Annotated in this window: 23 protein-coding genes; 16 read left to right on the top strand and 7 right to left on the bottom strand. The window is 57.6% G+C overall.

All coding sequences use genetic code 11. The features are described from left to right. Position 1: 1 nt before the first annotated feature. Positions 2-1387 carry a DUF1800 domain-containing protein gene (locus GOC95_RS13745; protein WP_275357811.1) on the bottom strand — a complete coding sequence of 462 codons (1386 nt, stop codon included), beginning with the start codon at positions 1385-1387 and terminating at the stop codon, positions 2-4. A 225-nt stretch (positions 1388-1612) separates the two neighbouring features. Here GOC95_RS13745 and GOC95_RS13740 point away from each other — a divergent pair, with 225 nt between their 5' ends. The 5 genes from GOC95_RS13740 to GOC95_RS13720 all read left to right on the top strand — a co-directional run bounded on the left by GOC95_RS13740 (position 1613) and on the right by GOC95_RS13720 (position 7050). After that, entirely contained in the window at positions 1613-2959 is a 1347-nt protein-coding gene (locus GOC95_RS13740) for an ATP-binding protein (RefSeq protein WP_275357810.1), read from the top strand. Beyond that, complete coding sequence (locus GOC95_RS13735) at positions 2944-4293, top strand: sigma-54 dependent transcriptional regulator (protein WP_275357808.1); 1350 nt, start codon at positions 2944-2946, stop codon at positions 4291-4293. Before GOC95_RS13740 ends, GOC95_RS13735 begins: the two co-directional genes overlap by 16 nt. 157 nt (positions 4294-4450) lie before the next feature. Continuing rightward, positions 4451-5320, top strand: a complete 870-nt coding sequence (locus tag GOC95_RS13730) for a hypothetical protein (RefSeq protein ID WP_275357806.1) — start codon at positions 4451-4453, stop codon at positions 5318-5320. Positions 5321-5465: 145 nt separating this feature from the next. Then, positions 5466-5813, top strand: coding sequence for a DMT family protein (locus GOC95_RS13725; protein ID WP_275357804.1), 348 nt, complete (start codon positions 5466-5468; stop codon positions 5811-5813). A 10-nt stretch (positions 5814-5823) separates the two neighbouring features. Further along, entirely contained in the window at positions 5824-7050 is a 1227-nt protein-coding gene (locus GOC95_RS13720) for an MFS transporter (protein ID WP_275357802.1), read from the top strand. A gap of 20 nt (positions 7051-7070) precedes the next feature. On the opposite strand, the gene GOC95_RS13715 is transcribed toward GOC95_RS13720, so the two are convergent. Both GOC95_RS13715 and GOC95_RS13710 read right to left on the bottom strand, forming a co-directional pair. After that, a complete protein-coding gene (locus tag GOC95_RS13715) occupies positions 7071-7340 on the bottom strand; it encodes a KTSC domain-containing protein (protein ID WP_275357801.1) in 270 nt (89 codons plus the stop codon). Between the two features lie 6 nt (positions 7341-7346). Continuing rightward, on the bottom strand, positions 7347-7586 hold the full coding sequence (locus tag GOC95_RS13710) for a hypothetical protein (protein ID WP_194748884.1): 240 nt from the start codon (positions 7584-7586) through the stop codon (positions 7347-7349). A gap of 281 nt (positions 7587-7867) precedes the next feature. On the opposite strand from GOC95_RS13710, the gene GOC95_RS13705 reads away from it, so the two are divergent. The 4 genes from GOC95_RS13705 (at position 7868) to GOC95_RS13690 (ending at position 10801) form a co-directional block, all read left to right on the top strand. Further along, entirely contained in the window at positions 7868-9448 is a 1581-nt protein-coding gene (locus GOC95_RS13705; RefSeq protein ID WP_275357798.1) for a Na+/H+ antiporter, read from the top strand. A gap of 220 nt (positions 9449-9668) precedes the next feature. Further along, the gene (locus GOC95_RS13700; protein WP_275357796.1) at positions 9669-9890 is read left to right on the top strand and encodes a hypothetical protein; all 222 of its coding nucleotides are present in this window, start codon (positions 9669-9671) and stop codon (positions 9888-9890) included. Between the two features lie 58 nt (positions 9891-9948). Next, a complete protein-coding gene (locus GOC95_RS13695) occupies positions 9949-10374 on the top strand; it encodes a YeeE/YedE family protein (protein ID WP_275357794.1) in 426 nt (141 codons plus the stop codon). Between the two features lie 7 nt (positions 10375-10381). After that, entirely contained in the window at positions 10382-10801 is a 420-nt protein-coding gene (locus GOC95_RS13690; protein ID WP_275357792.1) for a DUF6691 family protein, read from the top strand. Positions 10802-10806: 5 nt separating this feature from the next. Here the strand turns inward: GOC95_RS13690 and GOC95_RS13685 are convergent, their stop codons facing one another. Continuing rightward, positions 10807-12171: a sigma 54-interacting transcriptional regulator gene (locus GOC95_RS13685; protein ID WP_275357790.1), complete on the bottom strand. Its 1365-nt coding sequence runs from the start codon at positions 12169-12171 to the stop codon at positions 10807-10809. Between the two features lie 173 nt (positions 12172-12344). Between GOC95_RS13685 and GOC95_RS13680 the strand changes: the two genes are divergently transcribed. The 3 genes from GOC95_RS13680 to GOC95_RS13670 are packed head-to-tail and all read left to right on the top strand — an operon-like array spanning position 12345 to position 14987. Further along, positions 12345-13049, top strand: coding sequence for an MBL fold metallo-hydrolase (locus GOC95_RS13680; protein WP_275357788.1), 705 nt, complete (start codon positions 12345-12347; stop codon positions 13047-13049). Beyond that, positions 13046-14773 carry a sulfate permease gene (gene sulP, locus GOC95_RS13675; protein WP_275357786.1) on the top strand — a complete coding sequence of 576 codons (1728 nt, stop codon included), beginning with the start codon at positions 13046-13048 and terminating at the stop codon, positions 14771-14773. Before GOC95_RS13680 ends, sulP begins: the two co-directional genes overlap by 4 nt. A 34-nt stretch (positions 14774-14807) precedes the next feature. Further along, entirely contained in the window at positions 14808-14987 is a 180-nt protein-coding gene (locus tag GOC95_RS13670) for a DUF2892 domain-containing protein (RefSeq protein ID WP_194748877.1), read from the top strand. On the opposite strand, the gene GOC95_RS13665 is transcribed toward GOC95_RS13670, so the two are convergent. Next, the gene (locus GOC95_RS13665) at positions 14984-15430 is read right to left on the bottom strand and encodes a hypothetical protein (RefSeq protein ID WP_275357784.1); all 447 of its coding nucleotides are present in this window, start codon (positions 15428-15430) and stop codon (positions 14984-14986) included. The genes GOC95_RS13670 and GOC95_RS13665 overlap by 4 nt on opposite strands. A 153-nt stretch (positions 15431-15583) precedes the next feature. Here GOC95_RS13665 and GOC95_RS13660 point away from each other — a divergent pair, with 153 nt between their 5' ends. After that, the gene (locus tag GOC95_RS13660) at positions 15584-16573 is read left to right on the top strand and encodes a helix-turn-helix domain-containing protein (RefSeq protein ID WP_275357782.1); all 990 of its coding nucleotides are present in this window, start codon (positions 15584-15586) and stop codon (positions 16571-16573) included. Here GOC95_RS13660 and GOC95_RS13655 read toward each other — a convergent pair. Beyond that, entirely contained in the window at positions 16570-17577 is a 1008-nt protein-coding gene (locus tag GOC95_RS13655) for an NAD(P)-dependent alcohol dehydrogenase (RefSeq protein WP_275357781.1), read from the bottom strand. The genes GOC95_RS13660 and GOC95_RS13655 overlap by 4 nt on opposite strands. A gap of 365 nt (positions 17578-17942) precedes the next feature. Here GOC95_RS13655 and GOC95_RS13650 point away from each other — a divergent pair, with 365 nt between their 5' ends. The 3 genes from GOC95_RS13650 to GOC95_RS13640 are packed head-to-tail and all read left to right on the top strand — an operon-like array spanning position 17943 to position 21561. After that, complete coding sequence (locus GOC95_RS13650) at positions 17943-18398, top strand: (2Fe-2S)-binding protein (protein WP_194748873.1); 456 nt, start codon at positions 17943-17945, stop codon at positions 18396-18398. Positions 18399-18409: 11 nt separating this feature from the next. Further along, positions 18410-20572: a xanthine dehydrogenase family protein molybdopterin-binding subunit gene (locus GOC95_RS13645; protein ID WP_275357779.1), complete on the top strand. Its 2163-nt coding sequence runs from the start codon at positions 18410-18412 to the stop codon at positions 20570-20572. A gap of 5 nt (positions 20573-20577) precedes the next feature. After that, on the top strand, positions 20578-21561 hold the full coding sequence (locus tag GOC95_RS13640; RefSeq protein ID WP_275357778.1) for an XdhC family protein: 984 nt from the start codon (positions 20578-20580) through the stop codon (positions 21559-21561). On the opposite strand, the gene GOC95_RS13635 is transcribed toward GOC95_RS13640, so the two are convergent. Further along, entirely contained in the window at positions 21562-22161 is a 600-nt protein-coding gene (locus GOC95_RS13635) for a nucleotidyltransferase family protein (RefSeq protein ID WP_275357777.1), read from the bottom strand. Between the last annotated feature and the right edge of the window lie 26 nt (positions 22162-22187).

Here is a 22187-nt window from a genome sequence, read left to right as displayed (position 1 = left end):
GCTATCTCCTTAAAAATTCAGGGCTGACCAGCAGAAGCGCAAAACCGGTGTGCGCAGATTCGGCGCGGCTCACTTGCTGCAAGGTCTCATGGCTGAGCCTGCCGCGCAGGACGGTATTGGCCAGCACCGCGGGTGGCATGCTCAGCTTGGTCAGCGAAGCCAGCCGCTGCGCATACTCCACCCGGCGCAACAAGGCGTTGGAGGCGAGCCAGCTTTCGGCCACATCGTCATAACCGGCGGGGGAGCCTGGTTTCCAGATCGGTTGTCCCAGCTGGGTCATGACTTGCGAGACGCGGACATGCGAAAGGTCAATATCCAGCGCCCGTACACTGCTAATCAGCCACTCCCACGGCGTTTTGAACTTGACCGGCGTGGGCACGCGGCACTCCGGCGCTTCCATCAGCACGCGATACAGTGCCGGCAGTTGGCCCCCGGTTTGCAGATAGGTGTCGCGTAGCCGGTTAATCAGGGCGGGCGGTGGCTGGTCGCCAGCAAAATGGCAGGCCAGTTTGGTCGCTACATGCGTGGCCGTGGCCGGGGCGGCGGCCAAGTCAGTGAGGATGGCTTCGGCTTGTTGTACGCCCGGTTGCGCATAGGTTTTGCCGAGTAACTGACGGACATCAGGCTCGTGCACGCGCTCATTAAAGACAAAGCCAGGATAGCGCGCATCGGTCTCGCCTGTGAGTTTGGGGCCGGGCACGGTCCAGCCGGTCAGTGCGCGTGCAAACTCGGTCACGTCCTGTTGGCTATAACCGCTACGTACGCCCAGCGTGTGCAGTTCCAGAATTTCGCGGGCAAGGTTCTCGTTGAGGCCACTTTTCTTGTCCGGCTGGCGGCGCATTTGCCGTTGTACGGCTTCGCTTTGTGGCCCGCGTGATTGCTGCTGGTCTAGGTAGATCAACATGGCCGGATGCTTCTCGACCGCAAACAACATGTCTTTAAACGTGCCCAGTACAAACGGACGGATGGCTTGCAGTTCAAACAATCCGGCCAGTTGTGTGACCTGCGATTTTTGTGCCGAGATTGCAAAATGGTTGGACCAGAAATGCACCAGTCTTTCCACGAACGGGGTATCGGTCTGCTGCGCCACTTGCGCGCGTACCTGCACTGCCTCGGTATAGCTGTCCCGCGCTTCGTTACGCATTTGGCGGCGCAACTGCAGTTTGTCCTCAGGTGATTCGGCCTGATTGATCATGCGCATTTCCTGCATCTCTTGCTCGATGGATGGCAGCGCTTGCTGGTATTGCTGCCACAATGGCGGCAAGGCCTGGTAACGGCTAAATTCGTCCAGCAATGCCAGCGAGACACTATTTGAGGGCGTAGTGGCCGCGGCGCGCGCGCCCAGGCCAAAACGTTGATCAATGATCAATGCGTCATCCGTCATCATCGACTCCAGACGTGAGGGGAACAGGAATACTAACAGCCATGACCAGACTAACAAAGCTGGATTACAGCGGGCTTACAATCGCACGGGGACCAGTCCTGCGGTGCGCTTGGTCAGCCGCCAAGGCTTGTCAGCGCCAGCCTGATTGAAGCGCTGTGAGTGATGTGCTACCGTGTGGTTGCCGCGTTAACCTTCTTACTCACACCATCGACTCTACACAGGCTTTTTATGCAGACCCATACCCACAAGGTGCGCCGAGACCTGCTCCTGCTCTGGGCTGTGATTGCGGCCGTCTCGGCCTTGCTGGTCTGGCTGTTGATCGAACTGAGCCGCCAGGGCGCGGCCTCGCAGATTGCCGAGGCCAGGCTGCATGCGGCTGCCAGCTGCCAGGCCATGCAACATGGGGTACACCTTGCGAGGCTGGAGAGTGCTTCAGCGCAGGCAGGCTGGCAGGCGGTGATAGATCTTGCCCTACGCGAAGAGCCCGGCAGTGAAGGCGGCTTTTGGCGGCCAGACCAAGGTGTGTTTGCGTATGCCTTTCCTACGTATGATGGCACCGGCGTCAAGCGTGATCCACCGGTGGCCGAACTTGAAAAAATCACTGCCACGGCCGAACTGGCCAGCCGCAGCCATCAGTTGATTCTGGAGGTGCGCCCCGGCTTGCGTGAAGCCATTGTGTTTGCTGCCTGCCCACTGACCCAAGCCCCCGGCACGTCTGTTGCCTGGGTGATGAAACGCGTGTTGCTGATTCAGGCTGAGGTGCTCAATCATTTGAGCCTGGCGTTGGCGCTGCTGATAGGCCTGGTCGTGATGTCTGGCGCCTGGCTGGCCTGGATGCTGCTGCGCTGGCAGCGCCAGATGGCTACACTGATGCAACAGCTGGCACAGTCTGAGCGCATGGCGACGCTGGGCCGGGTCTCTGCCGGGCTTGCGCATGAAATCCGTAATCCGCTGGCCACCATGCGCATGAAGGTTGAAAATGCCATGGCCGCGGCCCCCGAGCGCTATCAGCAACGCAGCCAGAGTGCCTTTGAGGCGGTGCTGGCGCAAACCTCGCGCCTCGAAAGCCTGATCTCCAGTTTGCTGGCACTGACGCATCCCTTGCAACTACATAAGCAGGCAGTGGATTTGCGCGCCTGGCTGACCAGCCTGACCAGCTTGCATCAAGAGGCCTTGACTGCGCAGCAGGCACGCTGGAAGTTAACCCTGAGTGATGCCGTAGTGACACGTGCTCAAGCGCAGGCCGTGCTCGACCCAGATAAAATGGCGCAAGTGATGGACAATCTGCTCCTGAATGCGCTGGCGCATATCCCCGTGGGAGGCGAGATTGAGTTGGGGCTGGACAGCGTCACTTCGGGGCACCTGCGATTGTGGGTGGCCGACAATGGCAGTGGCGTGCCCGCGCATTTGCGCCCCCAGGTGTTTGAACCTTTTAGTACGGCGCGCAGTGGTGGTACCGGCCTGGGCCTGGCCCTGGCGCGCGAGATTGTCCAGGCGCATGGCGGCGAGCTACGCTTGGCCGATACTGCCGCGGGCGCCCGTTTTGAGATTGAATTACCATGGCACACCTCCTGATTATTGACGATGATCCCGCCTTTAGAAGCAGCCTGTCTGAAATGCTGTCTGACCTGGGGCACCATGTGCTGGAAGCCGGCCATGTGCAGGCGGGCCTGCACTGCTTGCGGACGGCGCCGGTAGAGCTGGTGATCACCGATCTCAAACTCACCGGGGAAGACGGCTTGTCCTTCTTGCGTCAGGCGCAGGCGATCAAGGCGGTGCCCTGCATCATGCTTACCGCCTATGCCAGTGGCAACAACACGATTGAGGCCATGCGGCTGGGTGCGTTTGACCATTTGACCAAGCCAGTGTCACGGCAGAAGCTAATGGAAACCTTGCAACGCGCACTGCCCGAGCGCAGCGCTGACCGCGAGTCTCGCCTGGAGGCCGACGCGTCGCTGACCGCAGACAACCCAACGGCGGAACGCTTGATTGGCAACAGTGAATGCATGCGCGAGGTCTTCAAACACATCGGCCTGGCTGCGGCGACCGAGGCAACCGTGCTGATTTTGGGCGAGACCGGCACCGGCAAGGAAGAGGTGGCGCGTGCACTGCACCGTAACAGCTTGCGCGCCCATGGCCCTTTTGTGGCCGTCAACTGCGCCGCCATCCCGGCAGAATTGATGGAAAGCGAACTGTTTGGGCATGTCAAAGGTGCGTTTACCGGTGCGGTGGCTGACCGTAAAGGTTATTTGCGACAAGCGACTGGCGGCACCCTGTTCCTCGACGAAATTGGTGATATGCCGCTGGCGCTGCAAGCCAAGATTTTGCGGGTGCTGGAGGCGCGCGAGTTTAGCCCGGTCGGCGCGCAAACGGTGCTTGCGCTGGATGCGCGCATCATTGCAGCCACCCATAGAGATTTACCTGCCGCCGTCCGCGCCGGGCAGTTTCGTGAAGATTTATGGTACCGGCTGCAGGTGATGCCGATTGCCTTGCCACCACTACGCGCGCGCGGTGAAGACCTGTTGCTGCTGGCACAGCATTTTTTGGCCAGTGAAGCTGCGGGTACTCCCAAGCGTCTGACCGCTGAAGCCGCACAACAGCTGGTGCAACATGACTGGCCGGGGAATATCCGTGAACTCCGCAACACCATCGCGCGCGCGCAGATTTTGAGTCATCATGCCTGGATCGAGGCTGAACATATTTCTTTTACGCCACGTCCGCAGGCGGCAGACGCTTCTGGTCGTGGCGCCGCCACCGGCACGCTGGCCGAGACCCTGCAGCAAGTCGAGCGCGAGATGATAGAACGCGCCTTGCGCGAGAGCGGTGACAACCGCAGTGAAGCGGCGCGTAAACTGGGGTTGTCCCGTCAGCAACTTTACCGCAAGCTCGAAGAGCATGGCCTGACATAAGCGCTGACAGCTGTCCGCCCAGCGGACAGTGTTGTGTCACCAAAGCGGACAAGTGTGCCAGGGTTTATTTTTCAAGCAATTGATTTAAAATGATTTTTTATCTGGCATGCCCCTTGCAATAGAGGAGATAACCTCTATCCATGACAAGGAGCATTTCATGTTAACTTCTTCTGTATGTACACGTAGCAGCCATCTTGCACGCGGCAGTCGTCCTCTGCGTGCCGCGCTGCTCGTCACTACCCTAAGTATGACCCTGCAAGCATTTGCCTTGCCGCCCTTAGCTGCGAATCCTTCTCCGCTGACGCCTGCGCCACTTAATCTGGGACCAGGCGCATCGGCACCACTGGCGCCTGCGCCTATGGTCCCCGCTCCGCTTGCGCCTGCAGGCGCGCTGGATTTACAGGCGACGGCGGCGCTGCCCGCGGTAGCTGAGGCGACTGTCAAATCCATCCTGTTTAATCCGTATGGGGAAGCGGATGGCTTGCGCTTGGCGAATGACGTGATTGTCAAATTCCCCCCGCACCGTTCGCAGGCCTTGCTAGGCGCTGTGCAACCCGGCCAGCATGTGCGTATTCTCGGGCATGCTGAAACGCCAGCCATTGTTAAAGCCGATGCCATTATCAATGTGACCACCGGCAATATTGTGGTGGACCAGCCACCCGCCAATAACCTGCCATTGTTACCCCCACATTTGCGGGCGCAGTCATTGCAGCCGCTGCAGGTGGAAGGCAAGGTCGATTTGATCCTGAATGGTCCGCGTGGCGAAGTCGATGGTGTCATCCTGGATAACCAGAGCATTGTTCACTTTCCGCCTGAAAGCCTGAGTATGCCATTGCGCCCAGGGCTGCGTATTGCGGTGGCTGGTCTAGGGACCAGGACGGCCAATGGTGTGTCGCTGGAGGCGATCCGCATGGGAAGCTCCGCCGCTACGATGCAGCCACTCTATGCGCCCGCGGCCCCAGCTTGCCAGCCAGCGGCTGCGGCCCCAGCTTGCCAGCCAGCGGCTGCGGTAGCCGGCCAGTGCTAGTCCCTGATTTAGCTAAGGCCAACGCTTCATCCGGCGTCGCCTGCGCTTTAAGCAAGTTAGGTGTTGCTTAAAGCGCTTTGGGCAACAGCGGTGCTGCCAAAAGGCCGCCGCCCACGCTGTACTCCCTCTTTTGACAGGATGCATCATGATTGCAAAATTAGCCCCGATTCTATTGTTATTGATCTCCAATGTGTTTATGACAGTGGCCTGGTATGGCCATCTCAAGTTCACCGAAAAGCCGCTGTATGTGGTGATTGTGGTGAGCTGGCTGATTGCCCTGTTTGAATATTGTTTTGCGGTGCCGGCCAACCGGATCGGCCATACCGTGTATTCGGTGGCGGCGCTCAAAACCATGCAAGAAGTCATTTCGCTCAGTGTGTTTGCCGTGTTTTCGGTGTATTCGCTCGGCGAGCATTTCACCTCCAGCCATGTTGTCGGCTTTGCCCTCATTGGTCTGGGCTCCTTTTTTATCTTTAAAGCCCCTGTGGTGTAAGGAGAAAAGCATGCGTCTATTCAAAATGCCTGCAGATTCACGGCAATGGCTGGCGGTGATGAATTTTTTCATGGCCGATGTCCGCGACGGGCTGGGCGCCTTTCTCGGCGTGTATTTATTGGCACAATCCTGGCAGGCGGATGAGATTGGCTATGTGATGACCATAGGCGGGTTGGCAACCATGATGGCGGGAATCCCGGCGGGTGCCCTGATGGACCGCACCCATGCCAAGCGCTTGTGGCTGTCCGTGTGCGCCATCCTGATGGTGGTCGGTTGCCTGGTGTTGTTGCTGTGGCACTCGTTTGCGGCGATTGCCTTGTCGCAAGCCGCTACCGGTGTGGTCCGTGCCATGATTGGGCCCGCGATTGCCAGTATCAGCCTGGGCCTGGTCGGGTCTAAATATTTGTCCAGGCAGCTTGGTCAGAACGAGGCCTGGAGTCATGCCGGTAGCCTGGTGTCAGTCTCCGTGGCTGGCGTGCTTGGCTATTTCTGGGGCTTGTCTGCCGTCTTTATGCTACTGGCGGTGATGGCGGTGCTGGCGCTGCTGTGCATCCGCCGCATTCGCCCGCAGGAGATTGATTACCATGCGGCGCGCGGTCTGGAGTCACATGCTGCGGTCAGTGATTCTGGCCGTGCCGTATGGAAGGCATTGCTGCAGTCACGCCCCTTATTGATGCTGGCTTGCATCATGATGCTGTTTCATCTGGCCAATGCCGCCATGCTGCCTTTGCTGGGGCAAACCATGGTGTCGCAAGGTCTGGTCAACGCCAGCCTGTTTACGGCTTTGACGGTGATGATTGCGCAACTGGTGATGATCCCCATGGCATTGCTGGCCGGGCGTTATGCCGAGCAGTTTAGTTACGAACGGCTGGTCACGCTGGCCTTGCTTGCCTTGCCGGTGCGCGGCGTGATTGCGTCGACCTGGAACTCGCCCTGGGCGGTGGTGCCCGTGCAGCTACTGGATGGCGTCGGCGCGGGGCTGTTAGGGGTGGCTTTGCCAGGACTGGTGGCCAAGATGTTGCAAGGCAGTGGGCACTTCAATGTCGGGCTGGGATTTGTGTTGACCATCCAGGGCCTGGGGGCAGCCTTGAGTCCGGCCATGGCAGGCTGGGTCGCGCAGCGTTATGGCTACGCCATGAGTTTTACCTTGCTAACAGGGGTGGCGGTGCTGGCGATATTGTTATGGTGGCAACAGGCCAGGCAAACGGCTGCTCAATCTGCGGCAAGCTGGGCTTGAATGCGTCTCTGTACCCGCGGTTACTGGAACAAATCGTCCAGCGGGTTGCGGACCAAGGTCGGGGCCGAGGTAACTGAGGGGCTCACCCGTTGGCAACTGTAGGCTTCTTCAATGTTGTCGCAGTAGTAACTCCATTGGGCACTGGCGCTTTTGAAGCTACGCCAGACGCTTTCGCCGACATTGGCATATTCGAGGGTGCTGCCGTCTTCCAGCCTCACGCGCAACGCCCGCTTGCCTGCATCATAGCCAATTGCCCGCAACTTGCCGGCATGCGTGTTGATCATGTCCATCAGGGCCTAGCCGCAGCAGCCGGGTTTGCAGCCGCAGGATTTACCCGCAGGCTTGAGGCCTTTTTGTTGCCAGGCTTGCAAAAACGCTTCTTTGCTCATGGGTTGCAGTTGCAAACTTTGTTGCAAGGCGGGATCCACCACTTGCGACTGGTAATGCTGAAAATGCGCCAGATATTTGGCATACGCGCGATCTGCACCGCGCCAGGCCTGCCATTGCCGCCATATCCATTTTTTCAAGCTAAACATGTTTACTCCTTATCCTGTGCCGGACTGCCGTCATCTTACTCCAACTTGACGGTATTCAGTGCGGCCACTTCATCTTTGAAAAGGACACTCTTTGGTTTGAGCCATTGCGGGCATGCAAGTTCAAGCCCGCGTCAAACAGGCGCTTCCCCGCACACTCACAACAGACAAATCCTGTTAACGCAAGCCTGGCGCAAGCTGCCTGTGTTAGATTAGCGGCACTGGCGCGCCTCAGTGGTGCGGTTTCATCTGTTTACATGAGGGCCTGACCCTCTCGGTCTATCATGAGTAATTCGTTTTATTTCAATTTAATCCTGTTTTTTCTGGTGGCGATTATTGCACTCGAAGTCCTGGCCAACCGGCTGCGCTGGCCGCCTGCGGTAGCACAGCTGGCGGGTGGCGCCCTGATTGCGCTGGTGCCAGAATTACCGGCGTTTGAGATTGATCCTGCCCTGGTCATGGAGGTGTTTTTACCGCCGTTGCTGATGGCGGGTGCCTATTTCACGGTCTGGCATGAGTTCAGGCGGCACCTGGGCGGCATTTTACTGCTGGCGATTGGTGCGGTGCTGTTCACCACGCTGGCGGTCGGGCTGGCCTTGCATAGCTTCAACCCTAGCTTGCCATGGGCGGCCTGTTTTGCCTTGGGCGCAATTGTGTCACCGCCGGATGCGATTGCCGCCAAAGCCGTGCTGCAACGCGTGGCCTTGCCACGCAAGCTGCTGGTGTTGCTCGAAGGCGAGAGCTTGCTCAATGACGCCACCGGGCTGGTGCTGTACAAGTTTTCGATTGTCGCCTTGCTGACCGGCGTGTTTTCACTGAGCGGTGCGCTCGAAACTTTTGCCTGGCTCAGTGTTGGGGGCGTATTGTTTGGCGCGGCTATGGGCTATCTGGTGTTTAAAACCCTGCGCTATCTGCATGGCACTGAGCTCATGGTGCTGGCCTCGGCCTTGCCGGGGTGGATTTGTTATGTTGTGGGCGAGCACATCGGTGTCTCAGGCGTGATCGCCACGGTCACCTACGGCATGATGCTGGGCTGGCATCAGCATGAAATCATGTCGGCCACGGCGCGGCGGCGCGGTGCCGCGTTTTGGGAAATCATGATTTTTATCTTTGAATCGCTGGTATTTATCTTTATCGGTCTCTCTTTGCGCGGCGTCTGGGAGCGTGTCGCCCATGCCGACAAGTCCCTGGAGGCTTATGGACTGGAAGTGTTGCTGGTGCTGGCCGTGGTGATCTTGTCACGCTTTGTCTGGATTTTCATGGTTGATGGGCTGGCCAGACTCATTCGCAAGCCGCATGCGGCGCATGGACACAGCACCTGGGGCGAGTCTTTTGTTAAAAGCTGGGCAGGCATGCGTGGCGTGGTCACGCTGGCGGCAGCACTGGCGGTCCCCGCTCAGGTGCCCGGACGCGACTTGATGCTGATGTGCGCGTTTGCCGTGATCCTGGTGACGGTGGTGGTGCAGGGGACGACAATTGGTCAGGTGATCCGCGCATTTAAACTGAAGGCGAGCAAGCATGAGCATACTTACCTCAATGAGCCACAGGTGTGGGCCCGGATTGAGCAGGCACAGTTTTCAGTGGTTAACAAACTGGCCTATAACGAACATGGCGCATTAATGCACCCGCGTTTGCTGGAACAGTACAGCTACCGGCAAAGCCTGTCAGACAAACATAAACATGAAGACAGTCTGCCCGATGACCTCCGCAAAGCGCATTTTAATGTGGTACTGGCCGCCGTAGCCGCCGGTCGAGAAGAGCTGCTTAGACTGCATCGCTCGGGGCAGATTCATGACGAGTTGCTGCATCTGATGGAACGTGATCTGGACATTCAGGAAATCGCTGCCTTACATAGCCGTGGCTAAGGGGCGCCTGTCCACATTTTTTGTGGATAACTTTTATGGTGAGCTGTGGGTGAGTGTCTTAACTATTTGATTTTATTTGTGAAATTAGGCCTGATTAAAATCTGCACGTTAAAATTATTTGATGAAAAATCTTGCTCAAGGCGATTTTTTGTGTATTGCCAGCCTCCTGTCGACAGCGTAGCATAGGTCTTGTCTAGTGCTGTGATGAGGAGCAATTAACATGAAACGACTGTTTTATATCGACTATCCGCAAGAGCACTTTGAAGGCCAGGCCCACCGTTACCGTTGCGCCTATTGCAAGCAGGAAACCACCCATATCAACGGCAAGCTGGAAGGGCATTTGCCCGGCTGCGAGTATCGGGTTGCGCTGGAAAATGCCGGTTTTGAATGTAACCAGCTTGCGGAACCCGCCCATGAGGACATGGCCGACGAAGTCGATTGAGGGGTGATGACGCTGGCTAGGCCTGTTCATAAACGCTGTTGAGGATGTAGAAAAAAGCATGATTTCTTTTACCCCCTGGCAATCACTGATGGGTGGATTGCTGATTGGTTTTTCCACCTTGCTGATGATCCGCTGGCTGGGCAAGGTCACTGGCATCAGTGGCATTGTGGGTCAGGTCTGGTCGGCCGCCGCCGGTGACCGAGCCTGGCGCCTGGCTTTTGTCGCAGGTCTGGTGCTGTCGCCATTGGTTTATGTGCTGGCACGGCCGTTGCCTATGGTGGAGATTCAGGCGTCCACGCCCTGGTTGATCGTGGCGGGATTGCTGGTGGGCTTCGGTAGTCGCCTGGGGTCGGGGTGCACCAGTGGTCATGGGGTTTGCGGCTTGTCACGGCTGTCGCCACGTTCGCTGGTGGCGACGTTGACGTTTATGCTGGTGGCGATGCTGGTGGTCTGGCTATGGCGCCATGTGTGGATGATAGGGTAGAAGCAAGATGGCAAATCTGATGGCATTGATCGCCGGGCTGATCTTCGGTGTGGGGTTGATTGTGGGCGGGATGACCAATCCAGCCAAGGTGCTGGCCTTTCTGGATGTGACCGGTGACTGGGATCCGTCACTGGCATTTGTGATGATGGGTGCGATTGCTGTAGGCTTTTTTGCCTTCAAGTCTGCGGCCAGGCACTCCACCAGTGTCTTGGGCCTGCCTGTGCAGTTACCAGGCACGCGCCTGATTGACCGCAAACTGGTGCTGGGGGCGGTGATCTTTGGCACCGGCTGGGGCATTGCCGGATTTTGTCCCGGCCCAGCCATCGCCTCACTCTTGACGGGTGGCCCGGCGGTCTGGCTGTTTGTCGCCAGCATGCTGGCGGGAATGGCCGTGCATACGCTGGCGGTGCGTCGCGGCTGGTTGTGACCGTATCAGTCTTTTTGCCAAAGTTTGCGGTAACGCCACAGTGTGGTGCGGCCAATCCCAAGTTGCTTGGCCGCTTGGGTCAGGTTGCCCTGGCAGTCAGTGACGGCTTGCACGATGGCGGCTTCTGAAAGCGCCTGGCGGCCCGGTTTGGCGACTGGCGCTGCCATTGCCTGTGTTGACGCGGGTATCGCTTGCAGTTCGGGCGGCAAGTCTGTGGTGTCGATCTGTTTGCCATCTGACATCACCAGTGCGTAATTCAACACATTGCGCAGTTCGCGCACATTGCCCGGCCAGTCATAGGCCATCAGTTGCTGCATGGCGGCGGCCTTCACTATGGGCAGTAGTTCCCCGGTAAATTGCTGTTTAAGCAGATGTCGCAGTATGAGCGGAATATCCTGTTTGCGCGCCTGCAAGCTGGGTAAGAAGATGGGCACCACGCGCAAGCGGAACAACAAGTCCTGTCGGAAACGCCCGGCTTTAACCTCTTCGCGCAAGGCTTTATGTGTGGCGGCAACAATGCGGACATTGGCCTGCATGGCCTGACTGGCCCCGACGGGCAGGTATTCACCGGTTTCGAGTACGCGCAACAGTTTGGCCTGTAATTCGTAAGGCAGTTCGGCGATTTCATCCAGAAACAGCGTGCCGCCCTCGGCCCGGCCAAACAGGCCCTGGTGATCACGAATGGCACCGGTGAAGGCACCCTTGACGTGGCCAAACAGCTCACTCTCCAGCATGCCCGCATTGAGCGTGGCACAGTTGATGGCGACGAAGGCGGCGCGGTGACGCGGACTCTCGCCATGAATGGTGCGGGCCACCAGCTCTTTGCCTGTGCCGGAGTCGCCGCGGATCAACACCGGGATGTCTGTCACTGCCACGCGGCGTATCATTTCAAACACTTTTTGCATTTCGGGCGCATGGCTGATCAAGCCATATTTTTCACCCAGCGAGGATTGTCCTGCGGTCTTGCCTGCGTCGGCCTGCTGGGGCAGCAGGATTTCGAGGCCGCCCGCAAACGCGCCATCTTCTGGCAGGTAGGCCATGGCATATTTCAACACTGCCTGTCGTTCACCATCAGACCGGTGCAGCAATAGGGGGGCGCCCTCGACCTTGCCAGACTCGGTGAGCCCACAGCCGCGCATACACTGTTCGCAGCGGTTGGCGGTCAGGCAGTTTTCACCCAGGAGCGCAGCCTGGGTGAAGCCTAGCAGTTTTTCGGCACCCGGGCTCCAGTAGCTGATCCGCTTTTGAGCATCGACGGTAAACACGGCTGCATCTGGCATGATCAATGAAATCATGCGGGCCAGCGATTCGCCCTGTGCCCGGCTCAGACCGGCCTGCTGGCTGAAAAAATCGGGGGTAGTTTGTTCCATTTTTTATTTGAAACGTTTCATGATTGTGGTTTTGTGTTTCATTGAAACATTTGTGGCAGGGGTAGGCAAGCGATATTTTTATGTAAGTCGTTGATTTGACTGTTTTTAAAGTTTTATTGAAACATTGGCACTGGTTTTGCTGAATCAACGCCATCTTGATAAGGAGCACGCGGATGATTTTCAAGCAATTTTTTGAGCCTGAAAGTAGCACTTATACCTATCTGCTAGGCTGTGAAGAAACCCGGCAGGCGGTGATGATTGATACAGTAGGCAGCGAGGTCGACAAGTATGTGGCGGCTTTGCAACAGCATGGGTTGACGCTGGTGTTTACCCTGGAAACGCATGTGCACGCCGATCATGTCACCGCTGCCGCCACCTTGCGCGAGCGTCTGGGCAGTAAAAGTGTGGTGCATCGTGATGCAGGCGCGCAATGTGGTGATGTGCTGGTGACTGATGGCGTGCACTTGCAAGTTGGCACGCTGGATATCGAGGTCCGCTACACCCCCGGACACACCAACGGCTGTGTCAGTTATCTGGTCGGTGACCGCATCTTTACCGGCGATGCCTTGCTCATTGATGGCTGTGGCCGCACCGACTTTCAGCAGGGCAATGCCGGGCAGTTGTATGACAGCATACATGCCAAAATTTTCAGCTTGCCTGAGGATACGCTGATTTATCCCGGCCACGATTATCAAGGCAGGACCGTCTCCACGGTCGGCCACGAGAAGCGTGAAAACAAGCGGCTGGGCGGGCAAACTTCCCGCGCTGAGTTTATCAATATCATGGCCAATCTCAAGCTGGCCTATCCCAAGCAAATTGATGTGGCCCTGCCTGCCAACCAGGCCTGTGGGCAAGTGGTGATCAAGCAGTCGGCATGAGCACAGCGATGTTGACTCGGCTGGCCCATTACGTGCCCGCCCTCCGCTGGGGGCCGCATTATCGGCGCGAGCAGGCCATACATGATTTGATGGCGGCGCTGACGGTGACCCTGATGCTGGTTCCGCAGGCGCTGGCCTATGCCATCCTGGCGGGCTTGCCGCCACAAGTTGGCCTGTATGCCAGCCTGTTGCCGTTAATCGTCTATGCTTTGTTAGGCACCAGTGCGACGCTGGCCGTGGGCCCAGTGGCGGTGGCGGCACTGATGACTGCGACCGCAGTGGCGCCTTATTCAGCACAGAGTCCCGCGTTGGGGCTGCAAGCGGCGCTGATCCTGGCGTGTTTGTCTGGCCTGTTTCTGATGCTGGCCGGGATGTTCAAATTAGGCTTTCTGGCAAATTTTCTATCGCACCCCGTCATGAGCGGCTTTATTGCTGGCGCCAGCCTGGTGATTGCCAGCAGTCAGCTACCCACCTTGCTTGGCATCCAGGCCGAGGGCAGTCATGTGCTGGCGCTCTGGCAGAGTATGCTGGGGCAATGGCCGCAGATTCATCTCGCGACGGCTATGCTGTCGGTGCTCACCCTGCTATTGCTAGTGCTGGCCAGGCGGCAAGGGCAATCGCTGTTGCTAAGTCTGGGCTGCTCGCCGTTTTGGGCGCAGGCGTTGGTGCGGGCAGTGCCTGCGCTGCTGGTGTTGATCGGGACGATTGCCATGCATGCCGGTTGGGCCCTGTTCACCGGGGTGCGGACCGTAGGGCAGATTCCCGCCGGGCTGCCTGCGCTGGCCTTGCCGCATGGGAGTCTGGCAATGTGGCAGTCTTTATTGGCCCCGGCCTTGCTGATTTCCATCATTGGCACGGTGGAGTCGATTTCTGTGGCGCAGAGTCTGGCTATGAAGCGGCGCGAACGCATAGACCCTGACCAGGAGTTGATTGCCTTGGGCGGCGCCAATCTGGCGGCCAGCCTGAGTGGGGGGCAGCCGGTCACTGGCGGCGTGTCGCGCTCGGTGGTGAATATGGATGCGGGTGCGCAAACGCCGGCAGCGGGTTTGTTTACCGCATTGGGCATGTGGTTGGCCACGGTTTTTCTGGCCTCGTGGCTCAGTGCGTTACCCAGATTTATTTTGGCCAGCACGATTATCGTTGCGGTGATGAGCCTGGTGGACGGACGCGTGTTTATCGAGACCTGGCGGCGTAACCGCAGTGACTTTGCCGCCTTGCTGGTGACTTTTATGATTACCTTGCTGGTTGATATTGAACATGGCATCAGTGCGGGCGTGTTGCTGTCCATGGCCATGCATCTATACCGCAGCAGTCGGCCGCACATTGCCATTGTCGGGCAGGTGCCGGGTACCGAGCATTTTAGAAACGTGGCGCGGCACGCGGTCAGTGTGTGCCCGGATGTGATTACTTTGCGTGTGGATGAGAGCTTGTATTTTGCCAATGCGCGCTATCTCGAGCAAAAAGTGCTCGAAGTGGTGGCCGATAACCCGGCATTGAAACATGTGATACTGATGTGCTCCGCCGTCAACGAGGTAGATGGCAGTGCCCTGGAGGTGCTGGAAGTCATCAACCACCATTTATCTGCATTGGGAATTGGCTTTCATTTGTCCGAGGTCAAAGGCCCGGTGATGGACATGTTGCAACATGCTCCACTCAGGCAGCAGCTCAATGGCGAGATTTATCTGACCCAACACCAGGCTTATGCAGCGCTGTCCTGTCATTAACGGCGTTGAGCGCCGCTAAATATAGGAGGCTGGCATGGCAGATAATATCGGGCAATTGGAACAGTATTTAAGAGTGATTATCGGCGCCGGATTGCTGATGTGGACCCTGTTTTTCCAGGGTCCCACCTGGGGCTGGTTTGGGCTGGTGCCGTTGGCGACCGGGCTGATCCAGTGGTGCCCGCTTTATGCCTTGCTCAAGATTAACCGTCGCTAAGGTTCTCGGTGAGGGGGTGTTTGCAACCCAGACTTTAAAATCAGCACAGAGGCTTTGCCAAAACCATAGCTGGTGGTAAAGAGGCTGGCAAACAAATAGCCCTGAAACAGCAAGGGCGGCGGGAGCTCAGGATTGTCCAGCGCCGGGAAAATGGCCATCAGTAAAAACAGGCTGGAGTTGGTAAATGCGCCTATCACCATCGCCCAGCGTACATGCCATGGCAACGAGACCCGGCTGGCCGCAATGCCAAAAATGAGTGCGGTCATCAGCAGAAAATCGATATGTGCTTGCAACAGCCGCGTGAATTTTCCCGCGAAAATGGCCTTGAGTGGGGGCACACCAAAGTTCAGGCCCACCATACACCATGCCAGTAACAACGCCATCAGCAGCCAGCATGCGGCCCCTTTCAATAACATCTGGTGGGCTTGTGGGGTCGATTGCATCAAAGTCTCCTGGGGGGTATCGTGTCCCCAGCATAGCCCATCTGTCATGGCCTGCTTGACCTAGACGGAGCTCACGCTTGACTGAAACGGAGATGACTCGCTTGCGAAATCTAGCTGTTTGTGACTTAATTTCGCTCAGCAAAGGAGAGGGTCATGGCGCAGCAAGCAAGGACAGTAGTCGCAGCGACAGGTCGAAAATATAGCTCCGATCTGGTCGCACCCAGTCAGCGCAAGGCATGGTTGTGTGAGGTGATTGGACGTGAATATGCAGAGGTGGACATCGTCCCGCCCACGGCAGCCCCGCTTTACAACGAGATGACGCTCTATCCTTGGCAGGCGTTGCAACTATCCGTGATCCATTCCAACAGCCTGACCATCCAGCGCGGGACGCGAGAGATCAGTCGTCCGCAGTTGGATAATTATTTTGCCGTCCTGTTGCTGCAAGGCCGGTATTGTCTGCAACAGCAAGGGCGGGAAGTGTTTTTGCGCCCTGGCGACATGACTATTTATGATGCCACGGTGCCGCACTATATTCATTGTCCAGAGGCGTTTTCCAAGCTGATTGTTTCCATCCCAAGAACCTTGTTGCATCAGCGTTTGCCGCAGGCCGGGCATCTGACGGCGATGCCCATGCGATTGCAGCACGGCATGACCGCCATGTTGTCGCCGTTTTTGCAACAGCTCACGCGTCAGCTGAATCAACTCTCCATACAGGCATTCGATGCCAGCGCGGCGCCTATGCTGGACATGCTGGGCAACGCGCTTGAAACCTTGCAAGACCATACGCTGCCGCGTTCGCCTGGCCGCAGTTTGTCATTGTTGCAAATCAAGCAGTGGCTCAGTAAGCATCTACAGGATGCAGACCTGGATAGTGACGCCATTGCCGCTGCCACCGGATTTTCCAGCCGGTATATCAATCAATTGTTTGCCGATGAACAGACGTCTTTGATGCGCTATGTCTGGCAACAACGGCTGGCGCTGAGTGCGCAATACCTCAAGCAACCGGCCTGGCAGCACCGGAGCATTTCCGAGGTCGCGCTGGCTTGCGGCTTTAACGATTTTGCACATTTTAGCCGGGCCTTTAAGCAGCAGTTTGGCGACGCCCCCCGCGCTTTTCGGCAGCATGGGGCTTTACTCCGTTAAATCTGCAGGCAAATTTTGCCAAAGTGCTGATTGGTCTCCTGATACTGGAAGGCCTGCACCATTTCCTCCAGCGCAAACACCTTATCCACCACCGGTTTCAGGCCATTCGCATCTATGGCCTTGATCATGGCTTGCTGCATGCTGCGGCTACCCACCAGCACGCCTTGCAGGCGCAGTTGCTTGATCAGGGCTGTGACCAGAGGAAAGTCGCCCGCCAAGCCGGTCAAAATACCAATGACAGAGACGTGGCCACCGACGCGCGCCGCCAGCATGGACTGTTCGAGGGTGGCCGGACCGCCCACCTCGACCACGTGATCGACGCCACGGCCGCCCGTCAGTTCGCGCGCCAGCGTTCCCCAGGCCGGGGTGGTTTTGTAATTGATCAGGTGATCTGCACCCATGGCCTTGAGTTTTTCCAGCTTGGCTTCGCTGGACGAGGTGGCAATCACGGTTGCGCCTGCCAGCTTGGCAAATTGCAAGGCAAAGAGGGAAACGCCGCCCGTGCCTTGCACCAGCACAGTATCGCCAGGGGTGAGCTGATCATCAGACATCAGCGCACGCCAGGCCGTCAGGGCGGCGGTAGTCAAGGTGGAGGATTCGATATGGCTCCAGCCTTTGGGGGCCAGCGTAAAAGATTCCGCGCTGGCGGTGACGATTTCACGCGCGTAGCCATCCACACCATCGCCTGGCACGGTGGCAAAGCCTTCAACCAGCGGTTCACCCGCTTGCCAGGTGGGGAAAAAAGTACTGAGTACGGCATCGCCTACTTTGAATTCGGTGACGCCTGCGCCGACCGCGACTACTTCACCCGCGCCATCCGCCATCGGGATACGTGGCTCGGTTGGCCCCCACATGCCGCTGACCACGGCAAAATCATGGTAATTGAGCGAGTTGGCATGCAGCCTGACCGTGATTTGCCCGGCAGTTGGCGCAGGCGCTTCGCGTGTGCCGACGGTGACATTTTGGTAGCCGCCGCCCGGTTGCAGAATAATGGCTTTCGTCATGGCGTTCTCCTAATCAAGCGTGACATGGGGATTGTATTCATAGGGATGAGTGTTCACGGTAAGCGGTTGATTCTGCCCTGACTTGCAGACAAAGTAAATCGCCCGGCACCAGCAGGCGGACGGGAGTGAAGTCAATGTAAAGACTGTTTCAGGATCTCGTCCTGATTGGATCGACAGATGTAAAGCGGCTGCGCGACCAGCTAAATCACGGGCTGCACACTGTAGACTTAACACGATTAAATTTAAATTTATGCAGCTCCGGGACGCCCATACATACAATCATGTATGTTAGTATATTTTCACGATAGCCAACCTCAGATTGGTTTTGCGACTGCAGCATCAGATTTTAAAAAGGAACAAACACGATGAAACTCAATATCAATGGCAAAGAGACCGAGCTCAACGTGAGCGATGACATGCCTCTTTTATGGGCAATCCGCGATGTGGCTGGCATGACCGGCACCAAGTTTGGCTGTGGCATGGCGCAATGTGGAGCCTGTACTGTGCACCTGGATGGTCAGGCCATTCGCTCTTGTGTGACCCCGGTCAGTGCGGCCGCGGGTAAAAAAATCACCACCATAGAAGCCATGCATGACGACAAGGTGGGCCAGGCCGTACAAGCCGCCTGGCAACAGATTGATGTGGTGCAGTGTGGCTACTGCCAATCCGGCCAGATCATGTCTGCGACCTCACTGCTCAAGCAAAACCCTAAACCCAGCGACGCCGATATTGATGCGGCCATGAGTGGCAATATTTGCCGTTGCGGGACTTATCAACGTATCCGGGCAGCAATCCACGAAGCCGCTGCCAAACTGGCTTAAGGAGAGACCCCATGAATGATCTCATTAATCTCTCCCGCCGCAGTTTTATCAAAAGTACGGCCCTGGTCGCTGGCGGCCTTGTGGTGGCATTCAGTATTCCGCAAGCCAAACGCTTTATGGGCGTAGCCAATGCGGCAGAAGCGCTGCCGCTGCCTGCGCCGAATGCCTTTTTGCGCATCGGCGCCGATGACAGTATTACCGTGATGTTGGCGCATAGCGAAATGGGGCAGGGCGTGTGGACCACCTTGCCCATGCTGATTGCAGATGAGCTGGATGCCGACTGGAGCAAGATCAAGGTCGAGCATGCGCCTGCGGCGCCTGCTTATGTGCATACCGCCTATGGTATCCAGATTACCGGCGGCTCTTCCACCACCTGGTCAGAGTTTGACCGCTATCGCCAGGCGGGCGCATTAACACGCGTCCTGTTGCTGGAAGCGGCGGCCAAGCAATGGAAGGTGCCAGTAGCTGGCTTGCGCACCGAAAATGGTTTTGTCATCAACGGCACGCAAAAACTCAGTTATGGCAAACTGGTGGAGACCGCCAGTCAATTGCCGACACCGACCAGCGTCACGCTTAAAAAGCCGGAGCAGTGGAAATTGATCGGCAAGGCCACCAAGCGTCTGGACAGCGTAGAAAAAATCAATGGCACGGCCAAGTTTGGTCAGGATGTGCAGTTTGAAGGACTCAAAGTCGCCATGGTGGCACGTGCGCCGGTGTTTGGCTCCACACTCAAAAGCCTGGATGATGCCGCTGCACGCAAAGTGCCGGGCGTGATCAAGGTGGTCAAAGTGCCCACGGGGGTTGCCGTGATTGCCGAGCATTACTGGGCCGCCAAGCAGGGGCGCGAGGCTCTCAAGCTGGAATGGGCGCTGGCCGGGCATGACAAACCGGATACCCCTGCCTTGCTCAAGCAATATCAGGCGCTGGCGCAAAAGCCAGGCTTGCAGGCTGCGAAAGCGGGCGATGTCGCCACGGCCAGCAAGCAGGCCAAGCAAACCATACAGGCGGAATATGTGTTGCCTTATCTGGCGCATGCACCGATGGAACCTTTGAACTGTGCCGTCAAAATCTCTGATCAGGGCTGTGAAATCTGGACCGGGACGCAAATGCAAACCACGGACCAGGCGTCAGCTGCCAAGATTCTGGGCCTGAAACCAGAACAAGTGAAAATTCACACGCTGTTTTTAGGGGGCGGTTTTGGCCGTCGCGCCAATCCCCGTGCAGACTTTGTGTCTGAAGCGGTTGAAGTGGCCAAAGCGGCAGGCATGCCGGTGAAAACGGTTTGGAGCCGCGAAGACGATATCAAGGGGGGGTTCTACCGGCCGATGTTTGTTCACAAAGCCAGTATTGCGCTCGACAAACAGGGCAAACCGCTGGCCTGGCAACAGACGCTGGTCGGACAGTCCATCATCAAAGGCACGCCCTTTGAAGGCGTCATGATCAAGGACGGCATTGATGCCACCTCGGTGGAAGGCGTGGCTGATTCGCCCTATGTGAAAGGCACTCCGCATCATGAGGTGCAGTTGCACTCGGTGCAAAGTGAGGTGCCGGTGTTGTGGTGGCGCTCGGTCGGGCATAGTCATTCTGCCTTTGTCATGGAAAGCCTGATTGATGAACTGGCGCATGCCAGCAAGCAAGACCCACTGGCGTATCGCCGCCAGTTGCTGAAAGACCATCCCCGTCATCTGGCGGCACTCAATCTGGCGGCCGATAAAGCGGGCTGGGGCAAACCGTTGCCTGCGGGCGTGTTCCGTGGCATTGCCGTCCACGAGTCGTTTGGCAGCTATGTGGCGCAGGTGGCCGAAGTCTCCGTCAAAGACGGCGAGGCCAAAGTGCACCGCGTGGTGATGGCGATTGATTGCGGGCTGGCTGTGAATCCGGATGGTGTCAAAGCGCAGATGGAGTCTTGTGTCGCCTTTGCGCTGGGCGCCGCGCTCAGTAGCGAGGTGAGCTTCAAAGACGGTCAGGTGGAACAATCCAACTTCCACAACTATCAGGTGTTACGCATGAAAGACATGCCCAAAGTGGAGGTGCATATTGTGCCCAGCACCGAAAAAATGGGCGGGGTGGGGGAGCCGGGCGTGCCGCCGCTGGCACCTGCCGTGACCAACGCCATTTTTGCTGCGACTGGTAAGCGTATCCGCCGGTTGCCGATTGGTGATCAGCTGGCTTAAGCCCTATGCAGTCCTCTGATTGGGAAGTGTTACAACGTGCCCGTGACTGGCTGGACCAGGGCTATGGCGCGCATCTGTTTACCGTGATCCAGACCTGGGGCTCGGCCCCCCGGTTGCCAGGTGCCATACTGGTAGTGCGTGAAGATGGCCATCTGGTCGGCTCTGTCTCTGGCGGCTGTATTGAAGATGATCTGGCAGACAAAGCCCGCCATCAACAACTGCCCGCGCAGCCTGCAATCATGGAGTATGGCGTCAATCAGGCAGAAGCACAGCGTTTTGGCATCCCTTGTGGTGGCCAGCTCAAGATTTTTGCCGAGCCACTGACGCAGGCGGCGCAATTAACGCCCATGCTTGAGAGCTTGTCACAGCGACGCTTGCTCAAGCGATCGGTACATGTGCATCGCGGCGAAGTGCGGCATCAATACGTGTTGCCTGAAGGTCAGCCTTATCTGGAGCATGACTGGTTTCACAGCTATTTTGGCCCGCAATGGCGGCTGCTGATTATTGGCGCCAACCAGCTGGGCTCCGTGTTGGCGGCCATGGCACAAGCGCTGGATTTTCACGTCATGATCTGCGATCCGCGTGAGGAAATGCGCGCTGAATGGCATGTGGAAGGCGCAGACTGGTTGCCTGGCATGCCTGACGATGTGGTGTTGGAGATGGCGCCTGATCCACACACGGCGATTGTGGCCGTCACCCATGATCCCAAACTGGACGACATGGCGCTGCTTGAGGCGCTCAAGTCAGACGCGTTTTATATTGGCGCCTTGGGCTCCGTCAAAAATCAGGAAAAACGCAAACAGCGCTTGCGCAGTTTTGACCTCACCGAGCAAGAGGTGAATCGCCTGCATGGCCCGGTCGGTCTGCGTATCGGCAGCCGCACGCCGGCCGAAATTGCCGTGTCTATCCTGGCTGAGCTGATTCAGGAACGCGCGCACTTACAGCAAACGGGCCTGGTCTCACGGGCGCACAGGCTGGCGATGGCCTGATCATTTCAGGTCGGCGGGGATATCAATATCCCTGAAAATGCCCGGGTCCTCGCACGCAATGTGTACGCTCTGTGCCTGATGGGCGCGCACAACCTCCCGCGCGCCCTGGTCACCTTCCACCCTAAGTAATTCAGGAATCAGCGCACGGCTGAACCCGACCGGATGGCCAGGCTTGCCCGCCATGACCGGTTGTACCAATGGATGCTGAGCCAAGGCATTTGCGACGTGCTGTATGGTCTGCGGCTGGATAAAGGGCATGTCTGCCAAGGCAATCACCACGCCGGCGCACTGCGGAAAGGCCGTTAACACGGTGTTCAACCCCAGCTTGAGACTATCGGCCATGACCTGCTCCTGCTCGCCACATTCGACCACCATCAATCCCAAGGCCTTGAGTGCGGCACTCAACTCAGGCACATTGGCGCGTATCACGGCGACACTGTGAGGCAAGGCGGTGATCAGGCTGCGGGCGGCCACTACTGCCATGCACTCACCATTAGGCAAGGGCTGTAAGAGTTTGTTTTGCACACCAAACCGGCGGGAGAAGCCAGCTGCTAACAGCAGGCCTACAGGAGGGGCGTCAGAGGGAAGGGGCGTATGCATCTGGGCCTGATCGTCTAAAAAATGCT

Origin of the sequence: Methylophilus sp. YYY-1, assembly GCF_029132825.1 — a bacterium.
GTDB classification, from domain to species: domain Bacteria; phylum Pseudomonadota; class Gammaproteobacteria; order Burkholderiales; family Methylophilaceae; genus Methylophilus; species Methylophilus glucosoxydans.
Note: the sequence above shows the minus strand (reverse complement) of the source record. Positions and strands in the feature narration are given on the sequence as shown.

Coding starts and splice junctions, on each gene's coding strand:
- GOC95_RS13745 (WP_275357811.1), bottom strand. CDS start 1,387: ATGATGACGGATGACGCATTGATCATTGATCAACGTTTTGGCCTGGGC.
- GOC95_RS13740 (WP_275357810.1), top strand. CDS start 1,613: ATGCAGACCCATACCCACAAGGTGCGCCGAGACCTGCTCCTGCTCTGG.
- GOC95_RS13735 (WP_275357808.1), top strand. CDS start 2,944: ATGGCACACCTCCTGATTATTGACGATGATCCCGCCTTTAGAAGCAGC.
- GOC95_RS13730 (WP_275357806.1), top strand. CDS start 4,451: ATGTTAACTTCTTCTGTATGTACACGTAGCAGCCATCTTGCACGCGGC.
- GOC95_RS13725 (WP_275357804.1), top strand. CDS start 5,466: ATGATTGCAAAATTAGCCCCGATTCTATTGTTATTGATCTCCAATGTG.
- GOC95_RS13720 (WP_275357802.1), top strand. CDS start 5,824: ATGCGTCTATTCAAAATGCCTGCAGATTCACGGCAATGGCTGGCGGTG.
- GOC95_RS13715 (WP_275357801.1), bottom strand. CDS start 7,340: ATGGACATGATCAACACGCATGCCGGCAAGTTGCGGGCAATTGGCTAT.
- GOC95_RS13710 (WP_194748884.1), bottom strand. CDS start 7,586: ATGTTTAGCTTGAAAAAATGGATATGGCGGCAATGGCAGGCCTGGCGC.
- GOC95_RS13705 (WP_275357798.1), top strand. CDS start 7,868: ATGAGTAATTCGTTTTATTTCAATTTAATCCTGTTTTTTCTGGTGGCG.
- GOC95_RS13700 (WP_275357796.1), top strand. CDS start 9,669: ATGAAACGACTGTTTTATATCGACTATCCGCAAGAGCACTTTGAAGGC.
- GOC95_RS13695 (WP_275357794.1), top strand. CDS start 9,949: ATGATTTCTTTTACCCCCTGGCAATCACTGATGGGTGGATTGCTGATT.
- GOC95_RS13690 (WP_275357792.1), top strand. CDS start 10,382: ATGGCAAATCTGATGGCATTGATCGCCGGGCTGATCTTCGGTGTGGGG.
- GOC95_RS13685 (WP_275357790.1), bottom strand. CDS start 12,171: ATGGAACAAACTACCCCCGATTTTTTCAGCCAGCAGGCCGGTCTGAGC.
- GOC95_RS13680 (WP_275357788.1), top strand. CDS start 12,345: ATGATTTTCAAGCAATTTTTTGAGCCTGAAAGTAGCACTTATACCTAT.
- sulP (WP_275357786.1), top strand. CDS start 13,046: ATGAGCACAGCGATGTTGACTCGGCTGGCCCATTACGTGCCCGCCCTC.
- GOC95_RS13670 (WP_194748877.1), top strand. CDS start 14,808: ATGGCAGATAATATCGGGCAATTGGAACAGTATTTAAGAGTGATTATC.
- GOC95_RS13665 (WP_275357784.1), bottom strand. CDS start 15,430: ATGCAATCGACCCCACAAGCCCACCAGATGTTATTGAAAGGGGCCGCA.
- GOC95_RS13660 (WP_275357782.1), top strand. CDS start 15,584: ATGGCGCAGCAAGCAAGGACAGTAGTCGCAGCGACAGGTCGAAAATAT.
- GOC95_RS13655 (WP_275357781.1), bottom strand. CDS start 17,577: ATGACGAAAGCCATTATTCTGCAACCGGGCGGCGGCTACCAAAATGTC.
- GOC95_RS13650 (WP_194748873.1), top strand. CDS start 17,943: ATGAAACTCAATATCAATGGCAAAGAGACCGAGCTCAACGTGAGCGAT.
- GOC95_RS13645 (WP_275357779.1), top strand. CDS start 18,410: ATGAATGATCTCATTAATCTCTCCCGCCGCAGTTTTATCAAAAGTACG.
- GOC95_RS13640 (WP_275357778.1), top strand. CDS start 20,578: ATGCAGTCCTCTGATTGGGAAGTGTTACAACGTGCCCGTGACTGGCTG.
- GOC95_RS13635 (WP_275357777.1), bottom strand. CDS start 22,161: ATGCATACGCCCCTTCCCTCTGACGCCCCTCCTGTAGGCCTGCTGTTA.